This is a genomic window from Lysinibacillus sp. FSL R7-0073 (assembly GCF_038009065.1).
Taxonomy (GTDB): Bacteria; Bacillota; Bacilli; order Bacillales_A; family Planococcaceae; genus Lysinibacillus; species Lysinibacillus fusiformis.
The window spans coordinates 3,679,150-3,701,930 of the sequence record NZ_JBBPAS010000001.1; the positions used below are offsets into that span (position 1 = coordinate 3,679,150).

21 protein-coding genes and 1 riboswitch are annotated in these 22,781 nt (G+C 38.4%); of the genes, 6 read left to right on the forward strand and 15 right to left on the reverse strand.

The window, feature by feature from the left end; translation table 11 throughout:
- Positions 1-32 precede the first annotated feature (32 nt).
- A complete protein-coding gene (locus MKY88_RS18370; protein WP_008176651.1) occupies positions 33-380 on the reverse strand; it encodes an ArsR/SmtB family transcription factor in 348 nt (115 codons plus the stop codon).
- Positions 381-527: 147 nt separating this feature from the next.
- On the reverse strand, positions 528-1,706 hold the full coding sequence (locus MKY88_RS18375) for an MDR family MFS transporter (protein WP_340814386.1): 1,179 nt from the start codon (positions 1,704-1,706) through the stop codon (positions 528-530).
- 226 nt (positions 1,707-1,932) lie between these two features.
- Here MKY88_RS18375 and MKY88_RS18380 point away from each other — a divergent pair, with 226 nt between their 5' ends.
- A complete protein-coding gene (locus tag MKY88_RS18380) occupies positions 1,933-2,889 on the forward strand; it encodes a TIGR01212 family radical SAM protein (protein ID WP_193832904.1) in 957 nt (318 codons plus the stop codon).
- Positions 2,886-3,464 carry a tRNA (mnm(5)s(2)U34)-methyltransferase gene (locus MKY88_RS18385; RefSeq protein ID WP_193832905.1) on the forward strand — a complete coding sequence of 193 codons (579 nt, stop codon included), beginning with the start codon at positions 2,886-2,888 and terminating at the stop codon, positions 3,462-3,464. The genes MKY88_RS18380 and MKY88_RS18385 overlap by 4 nt, the downstream gene beginning before the upstream one ends.
- 59 nt (positions 3,465-3,523) lie before the next feature.
- Here MKY88_RS18385 and MKY88_RS18390 read toward each other — a convergent pair whose 3' ends face one another.
- Together MKY88_RS18390 and MKY88_RS18395 are read right to left on the reverse strand one after the other, a co-directional pair.
- A complete protein-coding gene (locus MKY88_RS18390; protein ID WP_340814389.1) occupies positions 3,524-5,032 on the reverse strand; it encodes an alanine/glycine:cation symporter family protein in 1,509 nt (502 codons plus the stop codon).
- Positions 5,033-5,158: 126 nt separating this feature from the next.
- Positions 5,159-5,965: an alpha/beta hydrolase gene (locus MKY88_RS18395; RefSeq protein ID WP_069482397.1), complete on the reverse strand. Its 807-nt coding sequence runs from the start codon at positions 5,963-5,965 to the stop codon at positions 5,159-5,161.
- 133 nt (positions 5,966-6,098) lie between these two features.
- Between MKY88_RS18395 and MKY88_RS18400 the strand changes: the two genes are divergently transcribed.
- Positions 6,099-6,611 carry a gamma carbonic anhydrase gene (locus tag MKY88_RS18400; RefSeq protein ID WP_069482398.1) on the forward strand — a complete coding sequence of 171 codons (513 nt, stop codon included), beginning with the start codon at positions 6,099-6,101 and terminating at the stop codon, positions 6,609-6,611.
- A gap of 170 nt (positions 6,612-6,781) precedes the next feature.
- On the opposite strand, the gene metK is transcribed toward MKY88_RS18400, so the two are convergent.
- Complete coding sequence (gene metK, locus MKY88_RS18405; RefSeq protein ID WP_069482399.1) at positions 6,782-7,978, reverse strand: methionine adenosyltransferase; 1,197 nt, start codon at positions 7,976-7,978, stop codon at positions 6,782-6,784.
- A 283-nt stretch (positions 7,979-8,261) separates the two neighbouring features.
- Positions 8,262-8,380, reverse strand: a riboswitch (SAM riboswitch).
- Positions 8,381-8,772: 392 nt separating this feature from the next.
- Between metK and pckA the strand changes: the two genes are divergently transcribed.
- Both pckA and MKY88_RS18415 read left to right on the forward strand, forming a co-directional pair.
- A complete protein-coding gene (pckA, locus tag MKY88_RS18410; protein ID WP_193832906.1) occupies positions 8,773-10,359 on the forward strand; it encodes a phosphoenolpyruvate carboxykinase (ATP) in 1,587 nt (528 codons plus the stop codon).
- Between the two features lie 87 nt (positions 10,360-10,446).
- Positions 10,447-11,403 carry an alpha/beta hydrolase gene (locus MKY88_RS18415; RefSeq protein ID WP_340814391.1) on the forward strand — a complete coding sequence of 319 codons (957 nt, stop codon included), beginning with the start codon at positions 10,447-10,449 and terminating at the stop codon, positions 11,401-11,403.
- A gap of 80 nt (positions 11,404-11,483) precedes the next feature.
- On the opposite strand, the gene MKY88_RS18420 is transcribed toward MKY88_RS18415, so the two are convergent.
- From MKY88_RS18420 to MKY88_RS18465, 10 genes are all read right to left on the reverse strand, one after another.
- Positions 11,484-12,260 (reverse strand): alpha/beta hydrolase family protein, encoded by a 777-nt coding sequence (locus MKY88_RS18420; protein WP_340814392.1) that lies wholly within the window; start codon positions 12,258-12,260, stop codon positions 11,484-11,486.
- Entirely contained in the window at positions 12,244-12,711 is a 468-nt protein-coding gene (locus tag MKY88_RS18425) for an NUDIX domain-containing protein (RefSeq protein ID WP_340814393.1), read from the reverse strand. Before MKY88_RS18425 ends, MKY88_RS18420 begins: the two co-directional genes overlap by 17 nt.
- 228 nt (positions 12,712-12,939) lie before the next feature.
- Entirely contained in the window at positions 12,940-13,863 is a 924-nt protein-coding gene (locus MKY88_RS18430; protein WP_340814394.1) for an aminopeptidase, read from the reverse strand.
- 11 nt (positions 13,864-13,874) lie between these two features.
- Entirely contained in the window at positions 13,875-14,636 is a 762-nt protein-coding gene (locus MKY88_RS18435; RefSeq protein ID WP_340814395.1) for an IclR family transcriptional regulator, read from the reverse strand.
- Positions 14,637-14,770: 134 nt separating this feature from the next.
- Positions 14,771-16,039 (reverse strand): M20 family metallopeptidase, encoded by a 1,269-nt coding sequence (locus tag MKY88_RS18440; RefSeq protein ID WP_036119752.1) that lies wholly within the window; start codon positions 16,037-16,039, stop codon positions 14,771-14,773.
- Positions 16,032-16,985, reverse strand: coding sequence for a DUF1177 domain-containing protein (locus MKY88_RS18445; protein ID WP_193832910.1), 954 nt, complete (start codon positions 16,983-16,985; stop codon positions 16,032-16,034). Before MKY88_RS18445 ends, MKY88_RS18440 begins: the two co-directional genes overlap by 8 nt.
- 62 nt (positions 16,986-17,047) lie before the next feature.
- Positions 17,048-18,055 carry an ABC transporter ATP-binding protein gene (locus MKY88_RS18450; RefSeq protein WP_328203674.1) on the reverse strand — a complete coding sequence of 336 codons (1,008 nt, stop codon included), beginning with the start codon at positions 18,053-18,055 and terminating at the stop codon, positions 17,048-17,050.
- Positions 18,039-19,061 (reverse strand): ABC transporter ATP-binding protein, encoded by a 1,023-nt coding sequence (locus MKY88_RS18455; RefSeq protein ID WP_340814397.1) that lies wholly within the window; start codon positions 19,059-19,061, stop codon positions 18,039-18,041. Before MKY88_RS18455 ends, MKY88_RS18450 begins: the two co-directional genes overlap by 17 nt.
- A 17-nt stretch (positions 19,062-19,078) precedes the next feature.
- On the reverse strand, positions 19,079-19,945 hold the full coding sequence (locus MKY88_RS18460) for an ABC transporter permease (RefSeq protein ID WP_328203673.1): 867 nt from the start codon (positions 19,943-19,945) through the stop codon (positions 19,079-19,081).
- A gap of 2 nt (positions 19,946-19,947) precedes the next feature.
- Positions 19,948-20,910 carry an ABC transporter permease gene (locus MKY88_RS18465; RefSeq protein ID WP_340814398.1) on the reverse strand — a complete coding sequence of 321 codons (963 nt, stop codon included), beginning with the start codon at positions 20,908-20,910 and terminating at the stop codon, positions 19,948-19,950.
- Positions 20,911-21,127: 217 nt separating this feature from the next.
- Between MKY88_RS18465 and MKY88_RS18470 the strand changes: the two genes are divergently transcribed.
- Positions 21,128-22,729: an ABC transporter substrate-binding protein gene (locus MKY88_RS18470; protein ID WP_340814399.1), complete on the forward strand. Its 1,602-nt coding sequence runs from the start codon at positions 21,128-21,130 to the stop codon at positions 22,727-22,729.
- Positions 22,730-22,781 lie beyond the last annotated feature (52 nt).

Genomic DNA, 22,781 nt, shown 5'->3' on the forward strand with positions numbered 1-22,781 from the left:
AAGTAAAGCATAACTTTTCCACATTATGGAGGTTACTTATTTTCTTCGTCACTATCATTACTTGTCATTTCCTCTAATCTTGAAATGGTATGAACTAAATGGTTATTAAAAATATCCTTGGCCACGCCAAGTAATTCACCAATCATTGGATCGCTTAAAGAATAGTAAACTTTCTTGCCTTCTTTCACTCCATAAACGATATTTTTAGCGCGTAATACACTTAGCTGCTGAGAAACAGCAGAGCCCTCTTTCTCTAAGCAATCTTGAATCTCATTGACACTCTTCTGACCTTCTACAAGAAGTTCCAGTATTCTTATACGTAATGGATGTGCTAACGCTTTAAAAAAATCAGCCTTAAACTGCTGTAATCCTTCTTCCATAAAATAAATCCCTCCATACAACTACATATTCAAATATTTGAATATGTATGATTGTAAGCCTATATCGTTAATTTTTCAATATCCACTATGAAAAAAAGAGCAAACCAAGTGTGTAACACTCGTTTTGCTCTTTGCATTTATTCACTATTAATCTACTACTATGTTGTTCTTCTTGAGAGGATAATCATAAATAAGACATGGTATAATCGCGAACAGCACAATTACTACTAAAGTTAAAACGAGAGGAATCATGCCAAATTGATCCACCATAATACCGCCAAATAAAGGACCAATCATACGTCCACCAGTCGCAGCACTGTTAATAATACCCTGATAGAAGCCTTGTCGACCTTTTGGCGCAAGTTGATTTGCAATAGTTGGTAATGCTGGTGTATAAAACATTTCTCCGAAAGTTAAGACAAGCATGGCTACACCAAACATTTTAAAATCACTCGCAAACGCGATAATACCAAAGGATATAGCGATTAAGATGACACCAAAAACCAATTGACGTTTTAACTGATGCTCCCAACGTTTGATAAGTGGTGCAATGAGCGGCTGCCCTATCACAATTAGCAGACCATTAATCGTCCATAGCAAACTATACTGCTTTAATCCTAAACCTAAATCTTGCGTATAAGATGAAATCGTTGCACTCCATTGCGAATATGCTAACCAACATAAAACGGAGGATGAACTAATAATTAATAAGGCATAGAATGGTGCCTTGTTAATGATTCGCTTACTTTCACCAACCACATTCTTCGGTGCAATACTCCCTACCTCTAAACGTTTAAATGTCAGCAAAGCAATGATAAAGAATAAAATATACATCCCTAAATTGACCTTAAACACATAGTCAAATTGATAATCGGCCACCACACCTGCGAGTGCAGGACCCACAGCTACGCCGACATTTTGAGCCAAATAGATGGCATTAAAGGACTTTCGTCCACCCTCTGGCCAGGCTGCTCCAGCCAATGCGAACATACTAGGAAAAACAATACCCCCACTAAAGCCTAATATCGTTAAAAACCATACATAATGTGGCCAACCGTGCCAAAGCGTTAAACCTATTAATGATGCAATTGTTAAAAGGATTCCAAGCATGATGGCTTTATAACCACCTATTCTATCAAATAGGTAGCCACCTAATAGATTGCCTAAAACACCTGCAGCAGAATTTAACATCAGCACAAAGCCAGCCATCGCCAGCGTTTTCCCTAAATAATCATGCATATATATGGCATTTAAAGGCCATAAAAATGAGTTACCTGTTGTGTTCACAAGCATTCCGATAATTAAAAACCAAACACGTTTTGGCATTTGATGTCCTCCATTATTTCGCGTCTCTAAATAGCTAGTTTATGCTGAAATACTTAAAAGTACAAGGAAAATAATTTTACCCTTTTTACAATTTATTAAATGCTATAAATAGCTATAATTAACTAGATACAAGCGAAAATTAGAGCATCATCTTTCATGATAAATCCTTACCCCATGACGGAACGAGATGCTCATGATAAAATAAGTCGTTAGAGGAGTGAAATAAATGACAGAAATAAATTTTCCTTTTCCTTCTGAAGGGAAAAGATACTATACATGGAATCGCTATTTACGCGATCAATTTGGTCATAAAGTATTTAAAGTAGCATTAGATGCTGGCTTTGATTGTCCAAACCGTGATGGTACGGTTGCCTTTGGCGGCTGTACATTTTGCAGCGCTGCAGGCTCAGGTGATTTTGCAGGCAACAAGGTTGATCCGATTGATATTCAATTCGCTGAAATCCGAGACAAAATGCACCAAAAATGGAAAGATGGCAAGTATATGGCCTATTTTCAGGCCTATACGAATACACATGCTCCGCTCCCAGTTTTAAAGGAAAAATTCGAAGCTGCTTTAGCGCAGGAAGGTGTTATAGGTCTTTCTATCGCTACTCGACCTGATTGTTTACCAGATGATGTTGTAGAATATTTAGCAGAATTAAACGAGCGTACGTATTTATGGATTGAGCTTGGTCTTCAAACCGTTCATGAAAAAACTGCCAATCTCATTAATCGTGCACATGATTATGCAACCTATGTGGAGGGCGTTGAAAAACTTCGGAAGCATGGTATTCGTGTTTGCTCACATATTATAAATGGTCTACCACTTGAAGATTATGACATGATGATGGAAACTGCACGAGAAGTGGCAAAGTTAGATGTCCAAGGTATTAAAATCCACTTACTTCATTTATTAAAAGGGACACCCATGGTGAAGCAATATGAAAAAGGGATGCTTGAGTTTTTAGATCAGGATGTTTATACAAAACTAGTCGCTGATCAGCTAGAAATTTTACCACCTGATATGGTCATTCATCGCATTACAGGTGATGGACCTATAGATTTAATGATTGGTCCAATGTGGAGCGTTAATAAATGGGAAGTATTAAATGGCATCGATGCCGAATTGGAGCGCCGTGGTAGTTGGCAGGGGAAATTTTATAAGGCTGAGGTTGCTAAATGAAACTACAACGAGTTTTACAATATGCTCAACAGCTATTAAAAGATAGTGTGAAAGAAGGAGATACAGTTGTTGATGCCACTGCTGGAAATGGCCACGATACGCTGTTTTTAGCACAGCTAGTCGGAGATGAAGGACAAGTTTATGCTTTTGATGTACAAAAAGAAGCAGTGGACGCAACACTACATCGTCTACTAGACCATGGTTTAGAACATCGCGCCCTTGTTTTAAATAAAGGGCATGAAGAAGTAGCCAATTTCGTACACAAGCCAGTAGCCGCAGCCATCTTTAATCTCGGCTATTTGCCGGGTGGCAATCATGATATTATTACCAAGCCTACTACAACGATTCAAGCTATTGAAGACTTACTTAAGCTTTTAAAGGTTGGCGGTTTAATCATTCTTGTTATTTATCACGGTCACCCTGGTGGCAAAGAAGAGCGAGATACTGTAATAGGCTTAGTCAGCCAACTTCCACAAAAATATGTCCATGTTTTAAAATACGAATTTCTCAATCAGCAAAATGATCCTCCATTCGTCATTGCGCTAGAAAAGATGAAGGATTATCCTAATTTATAGACAATTTAAAAGGCTAACTAATAGTATAGTAGGAACTATTAGTTAGCCTTTCTCTTTACCTATTTATTTTTACGTTTTTCATTATAGTCTATCCAAAAATCTGCACCTTTAATGCCTAGTTTACGAGGATCAAAGACAGGGTCTTTTCCTTCTTTTTTCTGTTTCTCGTAATCTTTTAAAGCAACAATAGCCGGTTTCATAATAATTAAAATGGCTAGAACGTTAATCCATACCATCAGACCAAGGCCTACATCCCCCATTGCCCAAGCAAGTCCAGACGTACGGATTGTACCATAGAATGCTGCAACTAAAATCGCTATTTTCGCAATCCAGATGAAGACCTTTTCGGTACTACCTCTAAATAAATACGCCACATTTGTTTCAGCGATATAGTAATAAGCCATAATTGTTGTAAAGGCAAAGAAGAATAGTGCGATAGCTACAAACGGTGCACCAAGTCCAGGTAAGGATGATTCAACTGCATATTGCGTATACGCAGCACCTTCCTGAATACTTTTAGCAAATGTCATTTGCTCATCACCCGTTAAACCACCTTTATTGAATTCCCCAACATGGATAAATGGATCTGTTCCTTCGGCTGCCTTTTCATCTTGTACATTATACATACCTGTAAATAAAATCATAAAGGCTGTAGCTGAACAAATTAATAATGTATCAATGTATACAGACGCTGCTTGGACAATCCCTTGTTTAGCAGGGTGGGATACTTCTGCTGCGGCAGCAGGATGCGCCCCAGTCCCTTGACCAGCCTCATTTGAATAGATTCCTCGTTTCACACCCCAAGCAATTGCGGAGCCAATAATACCTCCAAATATTTCTTGTGCCCCAAATGCACTTGAGAAAATTAAAGCGAAGACAGACGGTACCTCTGAAATATTCATAGCGATTATAATAATAGCCATAATAATATAGGCTATTGCCATGAACGGTACAATTACCTGTGCAGCGTTGGCAATCGATTTAACGCCTCCAATAATGATAGCACCAAGTAAAACAACAATAATTAGTCCTGTAATCCAAGTTTCAATACCGAAAGCGTTTACAACAGCTCCCGCAATGGCATTAGATTGCACACCAGGCATAAGTATTAACATAGCAATCAAAGCAGCTACAGCGAAAATCACTGCAAACCATTTTTGACCCATCCCTTTTTCTATGTAATAGGCCGGTCCACCACGATATTCAGTATCTTTCTCTTCTTTATAAATTTGCGCTAATGTTGACTCTACATATGCGGTAGCCGCACCAATAAAAGCAATTGCCCACATCCAAAAGACAGCACCAGGTCCACCCATCCCAATAGCTGTTGCAGTACCGGCAATATTCCCTGTACCTACACGACCTGATAGTGCGATAGACATTGCTTGGAAGGAGGAAATCCCCTTTTCTGATTTCTCCCCTTTAAACATTAATACAAACATATCTTTAATAAGCCTTACTTGCAGGAATCTTGTAATGATTGAGAAAAAAAGCCCAATCAACAAGATACCATAAATAAACCAAGGTCCCCATAATATGTCATTCAATTTACCAACAACTACATCCATCTTACCCCTCCAATTTGAATTACCTTACTTTAAGTCACTATATTATTACACTTTTCAGAAAATTACAACATTATATTCAAGTAACAATAATTAAGTAAGTATCCTATTATTTGGAAGTTTTCGAAACTATTTTATTATATATCCAATCCGTCTAAGAGCATTATTGATAAAATCTCGAATATACATAAAAATCTCTTCACGCTCTACTTCATGAAATAAATTATGATAACAATTTGCCCATTCTTTAAATTGAAACTCCGTTAGCTCTTGTTCATGAAGCCAATTGCGCATTTGTCGAGTTTCCGTAATTTTATCTTTTTCAGCTGTCATAATTAACATAGGCATATTAGGAAATTCATGCTTAGGTAGCATAACTAAATTTTTCATCATCTGTTGAAGCTCACGATACCATTTGACTGAAACAACAGACATAAATGGTATATCATCCTTCATTTCCTCTCTACCCTCAACACTGCGCGTTAATGTCTCAAATGTCAGGTCATGAGTCAATTTAACATTTGCTGTTAATGCACTCAAACTCGTTAAAGCATTTGATAATTTACCTGGTAAAAGCTTCAAATGCAGCCAGGGTGATGTCAAAATAATACCTGCACACTCATACTTTTTCTTTTGCATGGTATGAAGAACTAAAGTAGCACCTAGTCCATGCCCTATTACAAAGGTTGGTAAATTATATGAAAAGGCATTCTCAATGAGATTTCTTGTATATTTATTGTACAATTTGAAGTCCTCATCATGGACACGCGCAAATCTTGCATTGATGCCATGATTCGGTAGATCCCCCATGACTATGTGGAAGCCTTCCATTCTTAATTTTTCTATAAGCCATGCATACCAACGGTGGTTTTCATAAGCACCATGAAGAATAGCAATCACAGCCTTTGCTTGTCCATCAGCTTCCCATTTCCACATTCACATAGTCCTCCTAAAAAATAATTACACTTTGATTATATCGAAATAACAGCACATTTTAATTTTATATTTCCTTAAAGTTGTGTATTTGATACGATAATACTATATCTACAGAAAGAAAGAGGCGATTCTCATGATTTATCCATTTAAAGATAAAACACCAAAGATCGATCCATCTGTTTTTATTGCCGATTATGCAACTGTTACTGGAGACGTAACAATTGGAGCTGAAACAACTATTTGGTTTAATACCGTGATCCGCGGTGATGTTTCCCCAACAATTATTGGTAAACGGGTAAGTATCCAAGATCTTTGCTGCTTACATCAAAGTCCTAGGTTTCCACTCATTATTGAAGATGAGGTAACAGTAGGCCACCAAGTAACTTTACATAGCTGTACCATTCGAAAAAATGCCTTAATCGGTATGGGCTCCATTATTTTAGACGGAGCAGAGATTGGAGAGGGTGCATTTATTGGAGCCGGAAGTCTCGTGCCTCCTGGTAAAGTCATACCTCCAAATAGCTTAGCATTAGGTCGTCCAGCGAAAGTTGTCCGAGAATTAAACGCTGAGGATAAAGAGGATATGGAACGTATCGTACGTGAATACGCAGAAAAAGGTCAGTATTATAAATCTCTACAAAAATAAAAGCTTATAAAGAAATTGATCCATTATAAAAAATCCCCGCTTTCCATGACAATTTTCAAGGAATAAAGGCGAGGCATTTTTGCAAAAAAACAAAAGGGGCAGAAAAGCCCCTTTTGTTCATAATACATTAGAATAATTTTCTAACGACTTCAGCACTTTAGCACAATAGTTTACAGACGTGCTTTTACGCGTAATGCGTCAGCTTTATCAGTTTGTTCCCATGGTACATTTAAATCTGTACGACCAAAGTGACCATAGGCTGCAGTTTGTTTATAAATTGGACGACGAAGATCAAGCATTTTAATAATACCTGCTGGGCGTAAATCAAATAGCTCACGAACCCATTCTACGATTTCGCTTTCCTTCACTTTTCCTGTACCAAATGTATCAACAGCAATGGAAACAGGCTGTGCCACACCAATTGCATAAGCCAGTTGTACTTCAGCGCGTTCTGCTAAACCAGCTGCTACAATATTTTTAGCTACATAACGTGCCGCATAGGCAGCTGAACGGTCAACTTTTGTTGCATCCTTACCTGAGAATGCACCGCCACCGTGTCGTGCATAGCCACCGTATGTATCAACAATTATCTTACGGCCCGTTAAACCAGCATCTCCTTTTGGCCCACCAATGACGAAACGGCCAGTCGGATTGATAAAGTATTTTGTGTTTGTATCTAATAATTCGCTTGGCACCACAGGAGCAATCACAAGTTGTTTTAGATCAGCCTGAATTTGTTCAAGTGTTGCTTCTTCATCATGCTGTGTTGAAATAACAATTGTATCGACACGTACAGGTACGTTATTGTCATCGTACTCAATTGTTACTTGTGTTTTACCATCGGGGCGTAAATAAGCTAGCTCACCAGATTTACGAACTTCAGTTAAACGACGTGCTAACTTATGAGCTAAGCTAATTGGTAATGGCATTAGCTCAGGTGTTTCATTACATGCATAGCCAAACATTAAGCCTTGGTCCCCTGCACCAATTGCTTCAATATCTGCATCTGTCATAGAACCCTCACGAGCCTCTAAAGCTTGGTCAACACCTTGAGCAATATCTGGAGATTGCTCACCAATTGCTACAAGTACCGCTAAGTTTTCAGCATCAAAGCCATATTTTCCACGTGTATATCCGATTTCTGCAACAGTATCACGTACAATACCTTTGATATCTACATAAGTAGAAGTAGTAATTTCTCCTGCTACTAATACTAATCCTGTTGTTACAGTTGTCTCACACGCTACACGTGCATTTGGATCTTCTGCTAAAATAGCATCTAAAATGGCATCCGAAATCTGGTCACAAATTTTATCTGGATGCCCTTCTGTTACACTTTCTGATGTAAACAGTCGACGTTTTGTCATTTAGTTTTCCTCCTATTACTCTTACAAAAAGTATTTGAATACGGTACTCATTACCCATGTCAAGTCCGCTCCTAAGGATTGAACTCTCAAGCCGCTGTTGTTGTCATTTCACTTTACGTGAAAAAATAACTGCTACTTTTAACACGAGGATTTCGAAAGATCCGTCATTATAATAAGGAAAGAACTACATATACTTACCTTTACATTGATTTTTAACAATAAAAAAATCCTTTACTCACGTTACTATACATGAGGAAAGGAATAATGACTTCGTTACCTTTCACTCTTATCGTTCAAGGGATTTTCCCTTGCATCAGGTTGGCACCAACGCATGTCGTGAAATAATTCATGCAGGTTGCCGGGTTTCACAGGGCCTGACCCTCCACCAGCTCGGGATAAGAGTATCCGTTCAATTTTCATGTTACTGAAAAGGTAGAACGTTGTCAAATATTTTCTTATGTATTACTGTATAGTAAGGAAGGAACAAATAATCGCCATAAAAATTTTCATTCTTGGGTGATGATGTAAACAGAAGAAAATTAATCCCTACAACATACCTAGCATCTTGTGGTAACATATGTGTGGCTCAAATTTTAGACAATTTACTGTAGCATTGAATGTTTTCTACTCGAAAAACATTATTTTTTGTCAGTTTATTGAAAAGTAATAAAAACTCTAAAATAATTTCTTAATTAGTATAGATTATTTAACCAATTGTGTTATACTATTTTTGAAATTAAGAAAAAATCCCTCTAAATCAAGGGAATACTATAAAAAAGGATGGTATTTAATCGATGAATTCAGTAGAAATTGCAAACGAACTGAAGGAATTATTAAGCGGCGGTAACATTAACGTTCAACTTTCAGTACCACAATTAGCAGAAAAAGCTACTTCTCGTGGTGAGGCAATGTTAACAGTAGATGGCGCAGTTCGTGCAGAAACTGGCAAATACACTGGTCGTTCACCTAAAGATAAATATACAGTAGAAGAAGAAAGCACAAAAGATCAAATTGACTGGGGTAAAGTCAATCAACCAATTTCCTCTGAAGTGTTCGATAACCTGTATGTAAAAGTAATAAAATATTTAAAAGAACAAGATGAATTATTTGTATTCAAAGGCTTTGCTGGTGCTGACAAAGATTCACAATTAAGCATCCAAGTTATTAATGAATACGCTTGGCACAACCTTTTCGCTCATCAATTATTTATCCGTCCAACTAAAGACGAATTAGCTTCGCATGTTGCAGACTTCACTGTCATCTCAGCTCCTAACTTTAAAGCAGATCCTGCGGTTGACGGTACTGCTTCTGAAACATTCATCATTGTATCACTTGAAAAGAAAATTATCTTAATTGGTGGTACTGAATATGCTGGTGAAATGAAAAAATCTATTTTCGGTATTATGAACTACTTATTACCACAACAAGGTATCCTTTCTATGCACTGTTCAGCAAACGTTGGTGAAGCTGGCGACGTAGCATTATTCTTCGGTCTATCTGGTACTGGTAAAACAACATTATCCGCTGATCCAGACCGTAAGCTTATCGGTGACGATGAACACGGCTGGTCTAATAATGGTGTATTCAATATTGAAGGTGGTTGCTATGCAAAAACGATCAACCTTTCTGCTGAAAAAGAACCAGAAATCTACAATGCAATCCGCTTCGGCTCTGTTTTAGAAAACGTAGCTGTTGATCCAGAAACTCGTATTTGTGATTATGATGATGGTTCATTAACAGAAAATACACGTGTAGCTTATCCGATTCAATACATCGAAAACATTGTTGATCCATCTGTAGCAGGTCATCCAAAAACAATCATCTTCCTAACAGCTGATGCGTTTGGCGTATTACCTCCTATCAGTAAATTAACAAAAGAGCAAGCTATGTATCACTTCTTAAGTGGTTTCACTTCAAAACTTGCTGGAACTGAACGTGGTGTAACAGAGCCAGAACCAGTATTCTCTACTTGCTTCGGTTCTCCATTCCTTCCACTTCCTGCAACAGTTTATGCAGAAATGTTAGGTCAAAAAATTGACGAACATGGCGCACAAGTATTCCTAGTGAACACTGGTTGGACTGGTGGCGAATATGGTACTGGTAGCCGTATGAAACTTTCTTATACACGTACAATGGTACGCGCAGCTATCGATGGTAAATTAACAAATGTTGAAACGACACAAGATGCTGTGTTTGGTTTACACATCCCAACAGCCGTTGAAGGTGTACCTTCACAAGTGTTAAATCCTCGTGAAGCATGGGCAGATAAAGCTGCATACGATGCAAAAGCTGCTGAACTTGCAGGCTTATTTAATGAAAACTTTAAGAAATTTGCAAACGTTTCTGAAGCCATCACTACACTTGGTGGCCCATTAAAATAACGACTAGAACAAGAAAAGGGAACGATATGATTCGTTCTCTTTTTCTTTCCCATAAAACATAAATGAAGCTAATTTAGGGAGATACATATGAAAAGAAAATACAAATTACTAGTAACAATCATTACTATATTATTGGCATTATTTATTGGTGCTGGTTTTTTTGCAGGCAACTACTTTTATAATCTGGCATTAAATCCGGATACTGATAAGACAGCTGTTCTAGATGCCCCCCATAATTTAATCGATAGCAATTCAAATGAAGCTAAAGAGAAAGAGGAACGTGAGCAATGGTTTAACAAGCATTATGAGGAGAAGTCAATTCAATCCTTTGATTCTCTTAATCTGCATGCATACGCTATCCAAAACAGCCAGCCCACGGACAAATGGGCAATTATCTTCCATGGCTATTCAAGTGATGGTACACAAATGACTAAGTATGCTAAACAATTTTACGATATGGGCTATCATGTGCTCATTCCTGATGCAAGAGGACATGGTCAGAGTGAAGGTGATTATATCGGCATGGGATGGCATGATCGTTTTGATGTTGTTTCGTGGATTGACAACATTGTAAACGTGAATGAAGATGCTGATATCGTGCTATTTGGGGTTTCGATGGGAGGCGCCACTGTGATGATGGCTTCAGGCGAGGATTTGCCCTCACATGTAAAGGCAATCATTGAGGATTGCGGTTATTCTTCCGTATGGGATGAATTTTCCTATCAATTACAAGCAATCTTTCACTTGCCTTCATTCCCAATTATGCAATTCTCTTCAGTCGTGACTAAACTAAAAGCAGGCTATACTCTAGGAGAAGCTAGTGCTGTTGATCAAGTAGCAAAATCGAAAACCCCCATGCTGTTTATTCATGGAGACAACGATACTTTTGTCCCTTCGACCATGTTGAATGACGTATATGAGGCAGCAAATGGTCCGAAGCAAAAATTACTTGTTGAAGGTGCTGGTCATGGCGAGGCGGAAAGCGTAGCTGGCGAGCTCTATTGGGAAACGATTCAACATTTCTTGGAAACTTATATGAAATAATAAAGTGCCCCTTCCTTTAGAATACCTATTCATCTCCGGATGATAGCTATTTAAGGAAGGGGCTTTAATTTTTTCATTTTCTAGTGCTGCTTCATCCATTCACAAAGAGCACGTACGGTTTCACGATTTTTAGCTGGCGGGTATTGATGTGCATAATGAAGGTCAAACCATGTTTCGTATGTTTTATTTGCATCCTCTAAGAAAAATGCCAATTGTCTAGCATGCTCTATATCCACATTCTCATCCTGATAGCCATGAATAATTAACACTGGAGCTGTTATATGCTCTACTTCGAACAAAGGTGTACGAGCATCATAGGCCTCCGGTAAACGGTTTGGTGTTCCTCCGATAACGCGTTTCATCATCCGTCGCATATCAGTACGTTCCCAGTAAGTGGCCGTTGCATCAGAAACCCCAGCCCATGTAACAACAGAAGTAATATCCCTTCGTAAAATTGCTGTCCACAGAGCCATGATACCACCACGCGAAAAGCCAAAAACATGTATATTATCATTGCAAAATTGCTTCAGTACATCGACAGCATAAACAGCATCATAACGGTCTGCCCCTGCAAATTCATCTTTACCTTCACCACCTCTATTCCCACGATAATATGGTGCAAAGACGATAAAGCCTTGAGCGGCAAATTGGGCAATACGTGAGGGTCTTACCATACCTATGCTTTGCATACCCCCTCTTAAATATAAAAAGCCATCATATGTACCCTCAATCTTCGGCTCTGCTAAAAGTCCTTTTATTCGCAAGCCCTGTGACATATAAGTGATTTCTGTTAACCGTATTGCTGGATTGGGTGAAGGATAGGCACGCTTTTCAACGATATCACCATTTTTTGTCACGTCGTTTCAACTCCTCCAGCATTCTCTTCATTCCCTCATCCTTCATATGAAAGCTCAAGTTTGGATGTTGGGTAAATTTCTCATCAGATAACCACAGCATACCGGATGTTTCTAAATCAAATTCAACGTCCTCCTGCCCAGCAAATTGGGCAGTAAAAACCGCTTTACAAAATAATATGTCATCATGAACCGCATATTCTGCAAACCATTGAAGATTTTTCACACGAACACCAGTTTCTTCAAATACTTCCCTTATGGCTGCATCCTCTAGCGTTTCGCCTTTCTCCAATTTGCCTCCTGGCACCTCGACACCACGTCGTTTATGAATAGTACATAGCCACTTATTTTGATGCTTTAAAAAAACAAGGACATGTTTGGGTTCTACGGTAAACTCCCCTCTCGTAAAACTCAAATCTACGCGCAGGCCATGTAAATCTGTAAATGTTAACATATCTTCAACCTCACGTTCTTTCATGCTGAATAACAGAAGTCATTTTTCATTGCCTTCACTTACAGGCATCGGTGAATTCCTAATTTCTGTTTTGTTGGGATTGCATTTCCACTCCAGTTCCCTCTATCTTACCTAAGTTAACTATAGAGTAATCATACAGAAACAAGCAACTTTAAATATAGTTCAAGCAAACAAAAAAGCGCGCTTCAAATGAAGACACGCTTTTCATTAAATTACTCGTTCACCATCGAAATAAACAATCGGATTTTTCACAACACAATCAATATGGACATCCGCTGCATTCGCTCCACCGAATGGCACATTGCTACCGAATGCGATATGGATTGTCCCATAGACCTTCTCATCCTCCAGTACATTACCACATAACACGGCACTTTTATTAGCTCCAATACCGAACTCTGCAATGAGCCGACCATTCTCTTCGCCAAGTAACTCCAGCAATCGAGGACCATCCGGACCAATTGCTTCTACCAATCGTCCGTTTGAAATTTTCAATAATAATGGTTCCTTTAAGACACCAATATTAGCAATAGAACCATCCACTAAAATTTCACCATTTGCCGATGTTTCTATTGGCGCAATATAGGATTCACCCGAGGGAATATTACCATGCTCCCCTGCTTGGCGAATAACGCCAGTTGAACGAATACCTAAACGGTTTTCTACACTAAAAGTTAGCTCATGACCATCTTTAACAATTCGAATTCCTGCGGCCATATCAAGAAGCTGGACATATTTTTCTACCATTTCCTCAATCTCTTGCGCATCTGCATGAAGCGCACCTTTTTCAAGCATCTCTAATGTAATACCTGGCATTGTCGCTACACGACCACCTTTTTCACAGGCATTTTTACGGGCTGCTGTATGTGTCAAAGAGTGAGAGGTCAAACAAAGTGAGACATCAGCATTTGCCATAAGCGATGAAACTGCATGAATAGGCTCCTGCCCTGATTTTTCCAATAACGGCATAACCAGAAGCATTGTATTAGCCGTAATTGTTAGCCCAGCATCATAAAAGATTGTCGCTAAGTCTTGCTTTTGAACATCTGTCAAAATTAAAAGCGTTTCTGACGATTGAACATTTAAATTATTTTTTAATACCCTCAGTGCAATATCATGTAAATGCTGCATAGTAGTACTCCTTAATTAAAATTTAAATGATATCTACGAATGATTCCTTCTATTTCATTCCTAGCCTCCGTTAAAGGCCCTAAAAATTCTGGTACTCGTTGTTCAGTAAAACGATAGATGGGGCCAGAAACAGTGATAGAGGCTACGACCTTTTCATCACTATTAAATATAGGCATAGCAAGTGCCAATACATCGACGGAATATTCACTGTTACTGAGCGCATAGCCACAGCTACGAATTTTTTCAAGCTCTAACCGTATGTCATTTGCATTCGTCATTGTATTGGTCGTATAAGCAGTTAGCGGTTCATCAATAACCTTAGAAATTTGGTCATCACTTAGGAAAGCAAGCATAGAACGATAGGAAGCACCTACATAAAGCGGGGATCTACTTCCTCTTGAAACAGTAAACTTCACCTTATTCACAGGCTCCGCTTTTAGTAAAGTTAACGCTTCCAATCCATTCAAAACTGTAAATATGGCGGTTTCACCAGTAACATCCTTTAAGTTATCAAGAACAGGCATACATAGCTGATCTATGTTTAATGAATCATACATATTCATACCAATTTCCCATAATGCAATACCCAAGGAGTACTTTTTTGTTAAAGGATCCTTTGTAATAAACCCATTATTCTCAAATGTTTCAAGAATGCGATATAAATTTGTATGATTCATGTTCATCGCCATCGCTAACTCTCGACCACCCCATACAGGCTTTTCCTTTGTAAACATTTTTAAAACCGCAATTGATAAATTTAACGTCTTTAGCATATCTCTCATCCTTTTGATCTATTTATCTGTACAAACGGCTGCAAATCCCTCGCTTAAGGGGGAGTTAATTGAAAGATATAACAGCCGTAAGCACCTGATATCACTTTATCAAAAGTAAGAGAGAAGCTAATCTCTTACTTTTGATATAGGAAATCAATAGCAGCAGTAATATATACTTTTGCACAGCGTACGATATCCTCAACACGCACTTTTTCATTATACCCGTGAATACTTGGTAAATAGGCTGGCCCATATTGTAAAACCGGAATATCATACTGTCTGAAGTGTCGAGCATCACTGCTTGCCCATTGCATAACACCATAAGCTTCTAATCCTGTTACAAATGAAATATTATCCACTATTGATTGGCAAACAGGATTTTCAGCAGGGGTATAGTTGGCTACACTTTTGAAACCAAAACGTCTGATCGAATACTCAATGTCTAAGGCATCTAATTTATTCTTCAGGATTTCTGTTACTTCTTCTTGTGTAATACCGAATGGTAAGCGACAATCGACCTGTACCTTACAATAATCTGGGATAACATTGGACTTCGTACCCCCCTCAATTGTACCAATATTTACAGTAATTTTCTCTAGTACTTCTTGATATTTCAGACGGTCTTTCTCCACTTCACGCATGTATTTTTTAGATACTTCTATTAGTGGCTGTACTTCTTCAGGAATGACGATATTCATGTCCCATAATGTGCGAATTTCTTGAATAGCTCGGATTGCATCATTAATTGCATTACGACCTGCTAAAGGTGATAAGCTTCCATGTCCAGGTTCCCCATGCACCTCTAATTCAAACCAGTAGGAACCTTTTTGCCCAATTGTCGGATTTAATGGAGATGAAGGCTCTGCAATTAAACATCCATCACCCTTTACTAAACCACGCTCCAACAACCAAGGAACACCAAATTCGCCACCAGTTTCTTCATCAGGGACAATGGCTAAAGTTAATTTCCCTGGCAATTCAATATTCAATTTCTTGAGTAGTTTTGTGGCGAAAATAATACCTGCTAAACCGGCTTTCATATCGCTTGCACCACGACCAAGCATCCAACCATCCTTCACTTCTCCAGAGAAAGGATCAAAATCCCATTTAGATAAGTCTCCAACCGGCACAACATCTGTATGCCCACAATAAACGAGTTCTTTGCCTTCATCATTTCCAATAGAAGCTACTAAATTAAACATTTTATCCGCAGCCTCATATTTTTGGTAAGCAATGCCTACATCATTTAGATAGTGCTCGATAAAAGCTGTTATTTCAGTCGTATCTCCTGGAGGATTGACACTCGGAATTTGAATGAGTTTCGAACAAAAATCAATTAACTCTTCTTGATGATTTTCCACTTCATCTACTAGTTGCATTTTTAGTGCTTGTAAGTCATTCATGTGCTTGTACCTCAATTCCTTTAGTTTGTAAATGCTTCATGCTACCGTATAAATTCTTCATATGTGTGAACTGCTTTTCATCAAAGAAAGAGCATTTATGTGCACCATATGTTTTCGCCACTTCTAAGACAAATCGAACAACATTCTCTACGTCTGTAACATGTGTTGCACCTGTTGCACAGCCTGCCACGATAGATTCGGTTGTAATTGCTACCCCTACAACAGGACTTGATGTCGCCACAGCGGGTTGTAAAATACTATTGATATGGAATAAGCCATTCCCATATGGGGTAATGTCTTGCATTGTCAGTGGCAGTACAACTGGTGCAATACCTGCTGATTGCGTGTAAATTTGCAGCAAATCATCACTAATTTTTAATATGTAACCTTCTTTAACTGTTGGTGTAATGGCAAATCCTTTATGGTTACATACTTGATTACCTTTTGTTGTATCAATCGAAAGAATAGCATCCATTGTTTCTTCCACTTCATTCTCGTTCATGACGCTAATATCGACTGGAGAATTCATAAATGGCACTGGCTCATGTGGTAAAGTGGGTGCAGTTGGACAAATATGAGTGGAGAAAATTACATCCCCCTCTAACTGGTCACCTTTTAAAGCCATATCAATGGCTTTTGCTGCGCCGGCCATACAGGCTAGTGCACCATCTCCATCCGATACAAAGCCCGTCATTTCGGGGCGTGCCCCGATACCACCTAAGCGACCGATGATGCCTAATGTAGGCGCATGGCCACCTGAGGATTTACCATTCTTTCCTTTCACTAGAACGCGGACAAAATCGGTTGAGCCATTTTCACCTTTAATTGTTTTAACTACTACATCTGCTGCTGGATTAATATTGTGTAAATACTCTTTGATAACCTCACCATTTACATACATACTATCCATTACCTCGTATAACTCCATAACATGCTTCAATGACATAATTAGTCCGCTCCTTTTTTCTATCAAAAATTCTTATTCCTTAAAATTTATAAGATTTTCATCTATATTGTAGATACTTCTTGCTGAATAGCTTTCCATAAATGACATGATACTTGATGGGTTGCTGTCACCGTATCGAGTGTTGGTTGCTCTTCTGAACATTTGTCTGTGGCAAAACGACAACGTTTATGGAAAGCACAGCCACTCGGAGGATTCACAGGGCTTGGAACATCCCCTGTTAAAATAATTCGATCCTTTGTATCAAAAGGATTTTCCTTAGGAATAGCCGATAACAAAGCCTGTGTATATGGGTGTTGAGGGTGATCATAAATTTCTTTATATGTGCCCATTTCAACAATTTTGCCTAAATACATCACAGCAATGCGATCACACATATAATTCACAACATTGAGATCATGTGAAATAAAAATATAGGTTAAACCAAAATCTTTCTGTAAATCTTTTAATAGATTGATTACTTGTGCCTGTACAGATACATCTAAGGCGGAAACAGGTTCATCACAAACAACTATATCCGGTTGAAGTGCAAGCGCCCGTGCAATATTAATGCGCTGCCTTTGTCCTCCTGAAAACTCATGAGGATAGCGCTTTGCATGATAAGCACTCAACCCTACTGTTTCAAGTAGCTCCATGACACGCTTTTTACGTGATGATTCATCACCTATCCCATGTATCACTAATGGTTCAGCAATTAAATATTCAATCGTTTTACGAGGATCTAGTGATGCATAGGGATTTTGGAAAACCATTTGTATAGATTTTCGAGCAGAGCGAATATCCTTTGTATTTAAGCTTGCTAAATCGGTTCCCTTAAACTCAACTATACCCTCGGTAGGTGCTATTAATTGGTTGATTAAACGAGCAACCGTCGATTTCCCGCAGCCCGATTCACCTACAATCCCAAGTGTTTCTCCTTTAAATAATTCAAAGCTTACTCCATCTACTGCTTTCACAAATTGTGTGGACTTTTTAAAAGGAATTGAGCTTTTAATAGGAAAATGCTTTTTTAAATTATTTACCTTTAAGATCAATTCATTGGGCTGTTGCATGAAAAACCCCCACCTTCCTAGCGACAATTTGATCTTTTGATTGCAAATGGCAGGCTACAAAATGATTGTCCTGGACTTCCACTAAATCGGGTATTGTACTACGGCATATATCTGTTGCTAACGGGCAGCGAGCTGCAAAATGACAACCACTATGTGGCATTGTTAAATCGGGTGGACTTCCTGGGATGGCTGGCAGCCTTTGCTGGCCTTGTGTCCCCATCGTAATCTGCGACTCTAATAATCCCCAAGTATAGGGGTGTAATGGTTTTTCATAGAGCTGTCTTGTTGTAGTCGACTCCACTGTACGACCTGCATACATGACATTCACTTTGTCACAAAGCTCCCAAACTACACCTAAATCATGCGTAATCATAATAATGGCTGTATCGTGTTCTTGCTGTAATTTTTTCATCAAATCAAGAATTTGGGCCTGTACAGTTACATCCAATGCTGTAGTGGGCTCATCAGCAATAAGTAGCTTTGGATTACAAGCAAGCGCGATAGCAATCATGACACGTTGACGCATCCCACCTGAAAATTCATGAGGATACATTTTCAAACGCTTTTCTGGCTCAGGAATCCCTACCATTTTCAGCATATCCACAACTTTTATTGCTGCATCCTTCTTGGATATATGCTCATGCGCTTGGATCACTTCTAAAATTTGATTGCCCACTGTTAAAACGGGATTTAGACTCGTAATAGGGTCTTGAAAAATCATCGACATTTCATTACCTCTGACATTCCGCATTTCCTTTTCTGAAATCCCTATTAAATCGCGCCCATTAAAACGAATTACTCCGTTCGTTATTTTTCCTGGCGGAGATGGAATTAAACGCATGAGAGCAGTGGCTGTAACACTTTTTCCCGATCCAGATTCACCAACAATTCCTAGCGTTTCTTTCTTATTTAATTGTAAATTAACTCCATTAACAGCTTTCATTGTAGAGCCACCACTTTTAAATTCTACTGTCAAGTTTTCTACATCTAGTAAACGTTCAGTCATGACGCCACCCCCTTTCATTAAACTTTCATTTTCGGATCTAATGCATCACGTAATCCATCTCCTAAAAGGTTTATACCAAGGACTGTTAACAAAATACAGATACCTGAAAATGTCGCCATTTGAGGATTTAATACTAAAAAGTCTTTACCATCCTTTAAAATGCTACCCCATGAGGCTGTTGGAGGCTGTACCCCTAACCCTAAAAAACTAAGTGCAGCCTCCGAAATAATAGCGCCTGCTGTACTCATCGTTCCATAGACAATCAATGGAGCTAAACAGTTGGGTAGTATATGACTAAAAATGATACGTGAATGTGTAGCCCCTAAAGAATGCGTCACCTCAATAAACTCTTCTTCTTTAACACTTAAAACCTGACCACGAACTAGCCTAGCAAACCCTGGTATATTGGCTATACCAATAGCGACAATAACATTTACAAGTCCTTGTCCTAATACCGTCATTAGCGTAATAGCTAATAAAATGAATGGAAAGGCGAAAAGACCATCCATTGTGCGCATGATAATGGAATCACTACGCCCCCCAAAATATCCCGCAACAAGACCGAGTAATGTCCCAAACACAGCACCAAATAACACTGCTGCAATTCCGACAATCATAGATATTCGGGTTCCATAAACTAAACGACTAAATAAATCTCGACCATAGTTATCTGTTCCAAGCAAATGTCCTTCGGTATTCATGGGTAAAAATGATTTACCAACAGTCATTTCATTTGGTGGGTGGGTAGCAATTAATGGAGCGAAGATAGCAACAATGGCCATCAAGGATACAATCACTAACCCAATTGTTGCTAATTTATTTTTAAGCAACTTTCGTAACAACGTATTTCTTTTTTTAGTTTCATTGACAACTGCTTGAGTCATTGTTATTTCTTCCCTCCATTCGATTCAAGATTGACCTTTGGATTCACAACCTTATACAACACATCAACGATTAAGTTAATAAGGACAAAGATAAAGGCAATGAAAATAACTGTACCTTGTACAACGACAAAGTCACGTTTATCTATAGCATCTACAATCAGTCGACCCATCCCAGGCCAGCTAAAAATCGTTTCTGTTAAAACGGCACCACCTAGTAAATTAGAAATTTGCATACCTAGTACCGTTAAGATTGGCGTTAAAGCATTTTTAAACGCATGCTTCCCAATAACCAAATATTCTTTTATGCCCTTAGAACGTGCTGTTTTAATATAATCTTGTGAAATGACCTCTAACATACTCGAACGTGTAATACGCGCAAATGTCGCCATTGGAATTGTTGCTAAAGCAAAGGCTGGCAAAATTAAATGCTTTACATATGGCCAAAAACCTTCACTCATATTCCCCATTCCAGTCGCAGGGAACCAGCCAAGATTGACACTAAAGAATAAGACAAGCATGATTCCCAACCAAAAAATTGGCATGGATACTCCTACTAGTGACACAAGCATGACCACATAATCAATGATCGTATTTTGTTTTCTAGCTGCCAATATACCTGCTGGGATGCCTATTACGACAGCTATTAATAAGGCTGCTAGTGCAAGTACAACTGTATTTGGGAATCTTTCAATAATAAGCCCCAACACAGACTCGCTATAAGAATAGGAATAACCCAAATTTAACTGGGCTAAGTCACCTACATATGAAATAAATTGTGAAGGCATTGACTTATTTAATCCCAGCTCTTCTCTTAAATTCTCTACATCTTCCACACTAGCCTGGGGACCAAGCATGACAGTAGCTGGATCACCTGGAATCATTCGCGTAATAATAAATACGATGATACCAACTACTAACAGTGTTGGAATAAGGTTTACTAACCTTCTTAAAATAAATGAGCCCATCTTATTAAGACCTCCTTTTCATTATTAGAATCAGTGGTTCATATTGTGAATAATTAAATACTACACCTAGCGATAATTATTTGTAAATATATTTTTTTCTGAATCTTTTTAATTTTTTATTTACTTCTTGTTTACAAATGTGCTACTTTTATTTCGAACCTACCATTTTTGAATCAACGGTTCATATTGTGAAACAAAATAAAGGAGGCTAGCACGGATGAAGAAAATAAACGTAAAAAAATCTTTCCTACTTTTCTTTTTAACTTTAATGATTGCTGTTTTAGCTGCTTGTGGTGGGAATACAGAAAAAAATAACTCAACAGATGAAAAAGATGGAGAAGTTACTTCTGGAGGCTCATTAAATGTTGGTCTTTCAGCGAATGCCAAAACGTTTGACCCGATCAAATATACGGGGGTTTATGAATCACAGGTAATGCGTCAAATGGGTGATACTTTAGTTGTTTATAACAAAGATCTGTCGGATATCATTCCCTCTTTAGCAACGGAATGGAAAGTATCAGATGATATGTTAGTTTATACGTTCAAATTACGTGAGGGTGTAAAATTCCAAAAAGGACAATACCAAGATGGTCGTGAGATGACAGCTGAAGATGTGAAATATTCATTAGAACGTTCTGCTAAAGGGTCGGCTATGAATCGTCTTAGTGGCGTGACAGAGGTTAAGGTACTATCTGATTATGAAGTAGAGATTCACTTAGCTACTCCTAATGCTGCCCTACTTGCTATGCTAACTGATGCTGGGAATATCATTATTCCAAAAGAAGAGATTGAAGGATGGGGCGATAAATTTTCTGAGCATTTCGTTGGTACTGGTCCATTCCAGTTAACAGAGTGGAAAAAAGACCAAGAAGTAAAACTGGCGCGCCATGAAAATTATTGGGGGGACAAACCACATCTCGATCATTTAACAATGAAATTTATCTCCGACCAAAATATGATGACCAATGCATTACGTTCAGGTGATATTGATATCGCGATGGACGTAAAAGGCCAAAATCGAGAAATTATCAATCAAGATAGTAATCTTGAGCTTTTAACAAATCCGGGCTTATCCATTGTTTACCTAGATCTTAACAATAAGGTTGGTCCAACTGCCGATAAACGTGTACGTGAAGCCATTTATATGGCAACAAATGTTGAGGAAATCATTTCTGGTGTTAATCAATGGGGTGGCGGTGACGTCTCATATTTACCATTACCTCCAGGTTCTTGGGGCTATGATAAATCCTTAGTCGATATGGTACCGAAATATAATCCTGAAGAAGCTAAAAAATTATTAGCGGATGCCGGCTATGCTGACGGCTTCAAAACGGAGATTTACGTATCAGAGGCACGTGTCCCTTACGCAACGATTTTCCAAAGTCAATTGAAGAAAAATTTAAATATAGATGTTGAAATTAAAGTACTTGAATGGGGTACTTACAGTGATACAGTAGCAAAGGGCAATGCTCCAATGAATATTGGTGGTTGGACTTGGTATCCAGATCCATATTTCTTCCTCTACCAATTATTTCACACAAATCAAATAGGAGCGTTAGGTAATGGTAAAGGCTACAGCAATCCAGAGGTTGATAAATTATTGGAGCGTGCTGTATCCGAAACAGTCGTACAAGAAGAACGAGCAAAATTATATCAAGAGGCATTAAAACTTATACTAGCGGATGTTCCACGTATCGAATTAGAAGCAACTCAAACTGTTGCAGGCGTGAATAAAAATGTGCAGGGCTTTGAAGTTTCTGCTGATAACTCTGTTCAAATTGTTCATCCAAATGGTACAAACGTATCCATTTCAAAATAACTCAACCAGAAAAGTGGAGATTCTTGTCTCCGCTTTTCTCTTCATAAGGAGA

Excerpts from the sequence above, each read along its gene's own strand:
- MKY88_RS18370 (WP_008176651.1), bottom strand. The coding sequence starts at position 380 with ATGGAAGAAGGATTACAGCAGTTTAAGGCTGATTTTTTTAAAGCGTTA.
- MKY88_RS18375 (WP_340814386.1), bottom strand. The coding sequence starts at position 1,706 with ATGCCAAAACGTGTTTGGTTTTTAATTATCGGAATGCTTGTGAACACA.
- MKY88_RS18380 (WP_193832904.1), top strand. The coding sequence starts at position 1,933 with ATGACAGAAATAAATTTTCCTTTTCCTTCTGAAGGGAAAAGATACTAT.
- MKY88_RS18385 (WP_193832905.1), top strand. The coding sequence starts at position 2,886 with ATGAAACTACAACGAGTTTTACAATATGCTCAACAGCTATTAAAAGAT.
- MKY88_RS18390 (WP_340814389.1), bottom strand. The coding sequence starts at position 5,032 with ATGGATGTAGTTGTTGGTAAATTGAATGACATATTATGGGGACCTTGG.
- MKY88_RS18395 (WP_069482397.1), bottom strand. The coding sequence starts at position 5,965 with ATGTGGAAATGGGAAGCTGATGGACAAGCAAAGGCTGTGATTGCTATT.
- MKY88_RS18400 (WP_069482398.1), top strand. The coding sequence starts at position 6,099 with ATGATTTATCCATTTAAAGATAAAACACCAAAGATCGATCCATCTGTT.
- metK (WP_069482399.1), bottom strand. The coding sequence starts at position 7,978 with ATGACAAAACGTCGACTGTTTACATCAGAAAGTGTAACAGAAGGGCAT.
- pckA (WP_193832906.1), top strand. The coding sequence starts at position 8,773 with ATGAATTCAGTAGAAATTGCAAACGAACTGAAGGAATTATTAAGCGGC.
- MKY88_RS18415 (WP_340814391.1), top strand. The coding sequence starts at position 10,447 with ATGAAAAGAAAATACAAATTACTAGTAACAATCATTACTATATTATTG.
- MKY88_RS18425 (WP_340814393.1), bottom strand. The coding sequence starts at position 12,711 with ATGTTAACATTTACAGATTTACATGGCCTGCGCGTAGATTTGAGTTTT.
- MKY88_RS18430 (WP_340814394.1), bottom strand. The coding sequence starts at position 13,863 with ATGCAGCATTTACATGATATTGCACTGAGGGTATTAAAAAATAATTTA.
- MKY88_RS18435 (WP_340814395.1), bottom strand. The coding sequence starts at position 14,636 with ATGCTAAAGACGTTAAATTTATCAATTGCGGTTTTAAAAATGTTTACA.
- MKY88_RS18440 (WP_036119752.1), bottom strand. The coding sequence starts at position 16,039 with ATGAATGACTTACAAGCACTAAAAATGCAACTAGTAGATGAAGTGGAA.
- MKY88_RS18445 (WP_193832910.1), bottom strand. The coding sequence starts at position 16,985 with ATGTCATTGAAGCATGTTATGGAGTTATACGAGGTAATGGATAGTATG.
- MKY88_RS18450 (WP_328203674.1), bottom strand. The coding sequence starts at position 18,055 with ATGCAACAGCCCAATGAATTGATCTTAAAGGTAAATAATTTAAAAAAG.
- MKY88_RS18455 (WP_340814397.1), bottom strand. The coding sequence starts at position 19,061 with ATGACTGAACGTTTACTAGATGTAGAAAACTTGACAGTAGAATTTAAA.
- MKY88_RS18460 (WP_328203673.1), bottom strand. The coding sequence starts at position 19,945 with ATGACTCAAGCAGTTGTCAATGAAACTAAAAAAAGAAATACGTTGTTA.
- MKY88_RS18465 (WP_340814398.1), bottom strand. The coding sequence starts at position 20,910 with ATGGGCTCATTTATTTTAAGAAGGTTAGTAAACCTTATTCCAACACTG.
- MKY88_RS18470 (WP_340814399.1), top strand. The coding sequence starts at position 21,128 with ATGAAGAAAATAAACGTAAAAAAATCTTTCCTACTTTTCTTTTTAACT.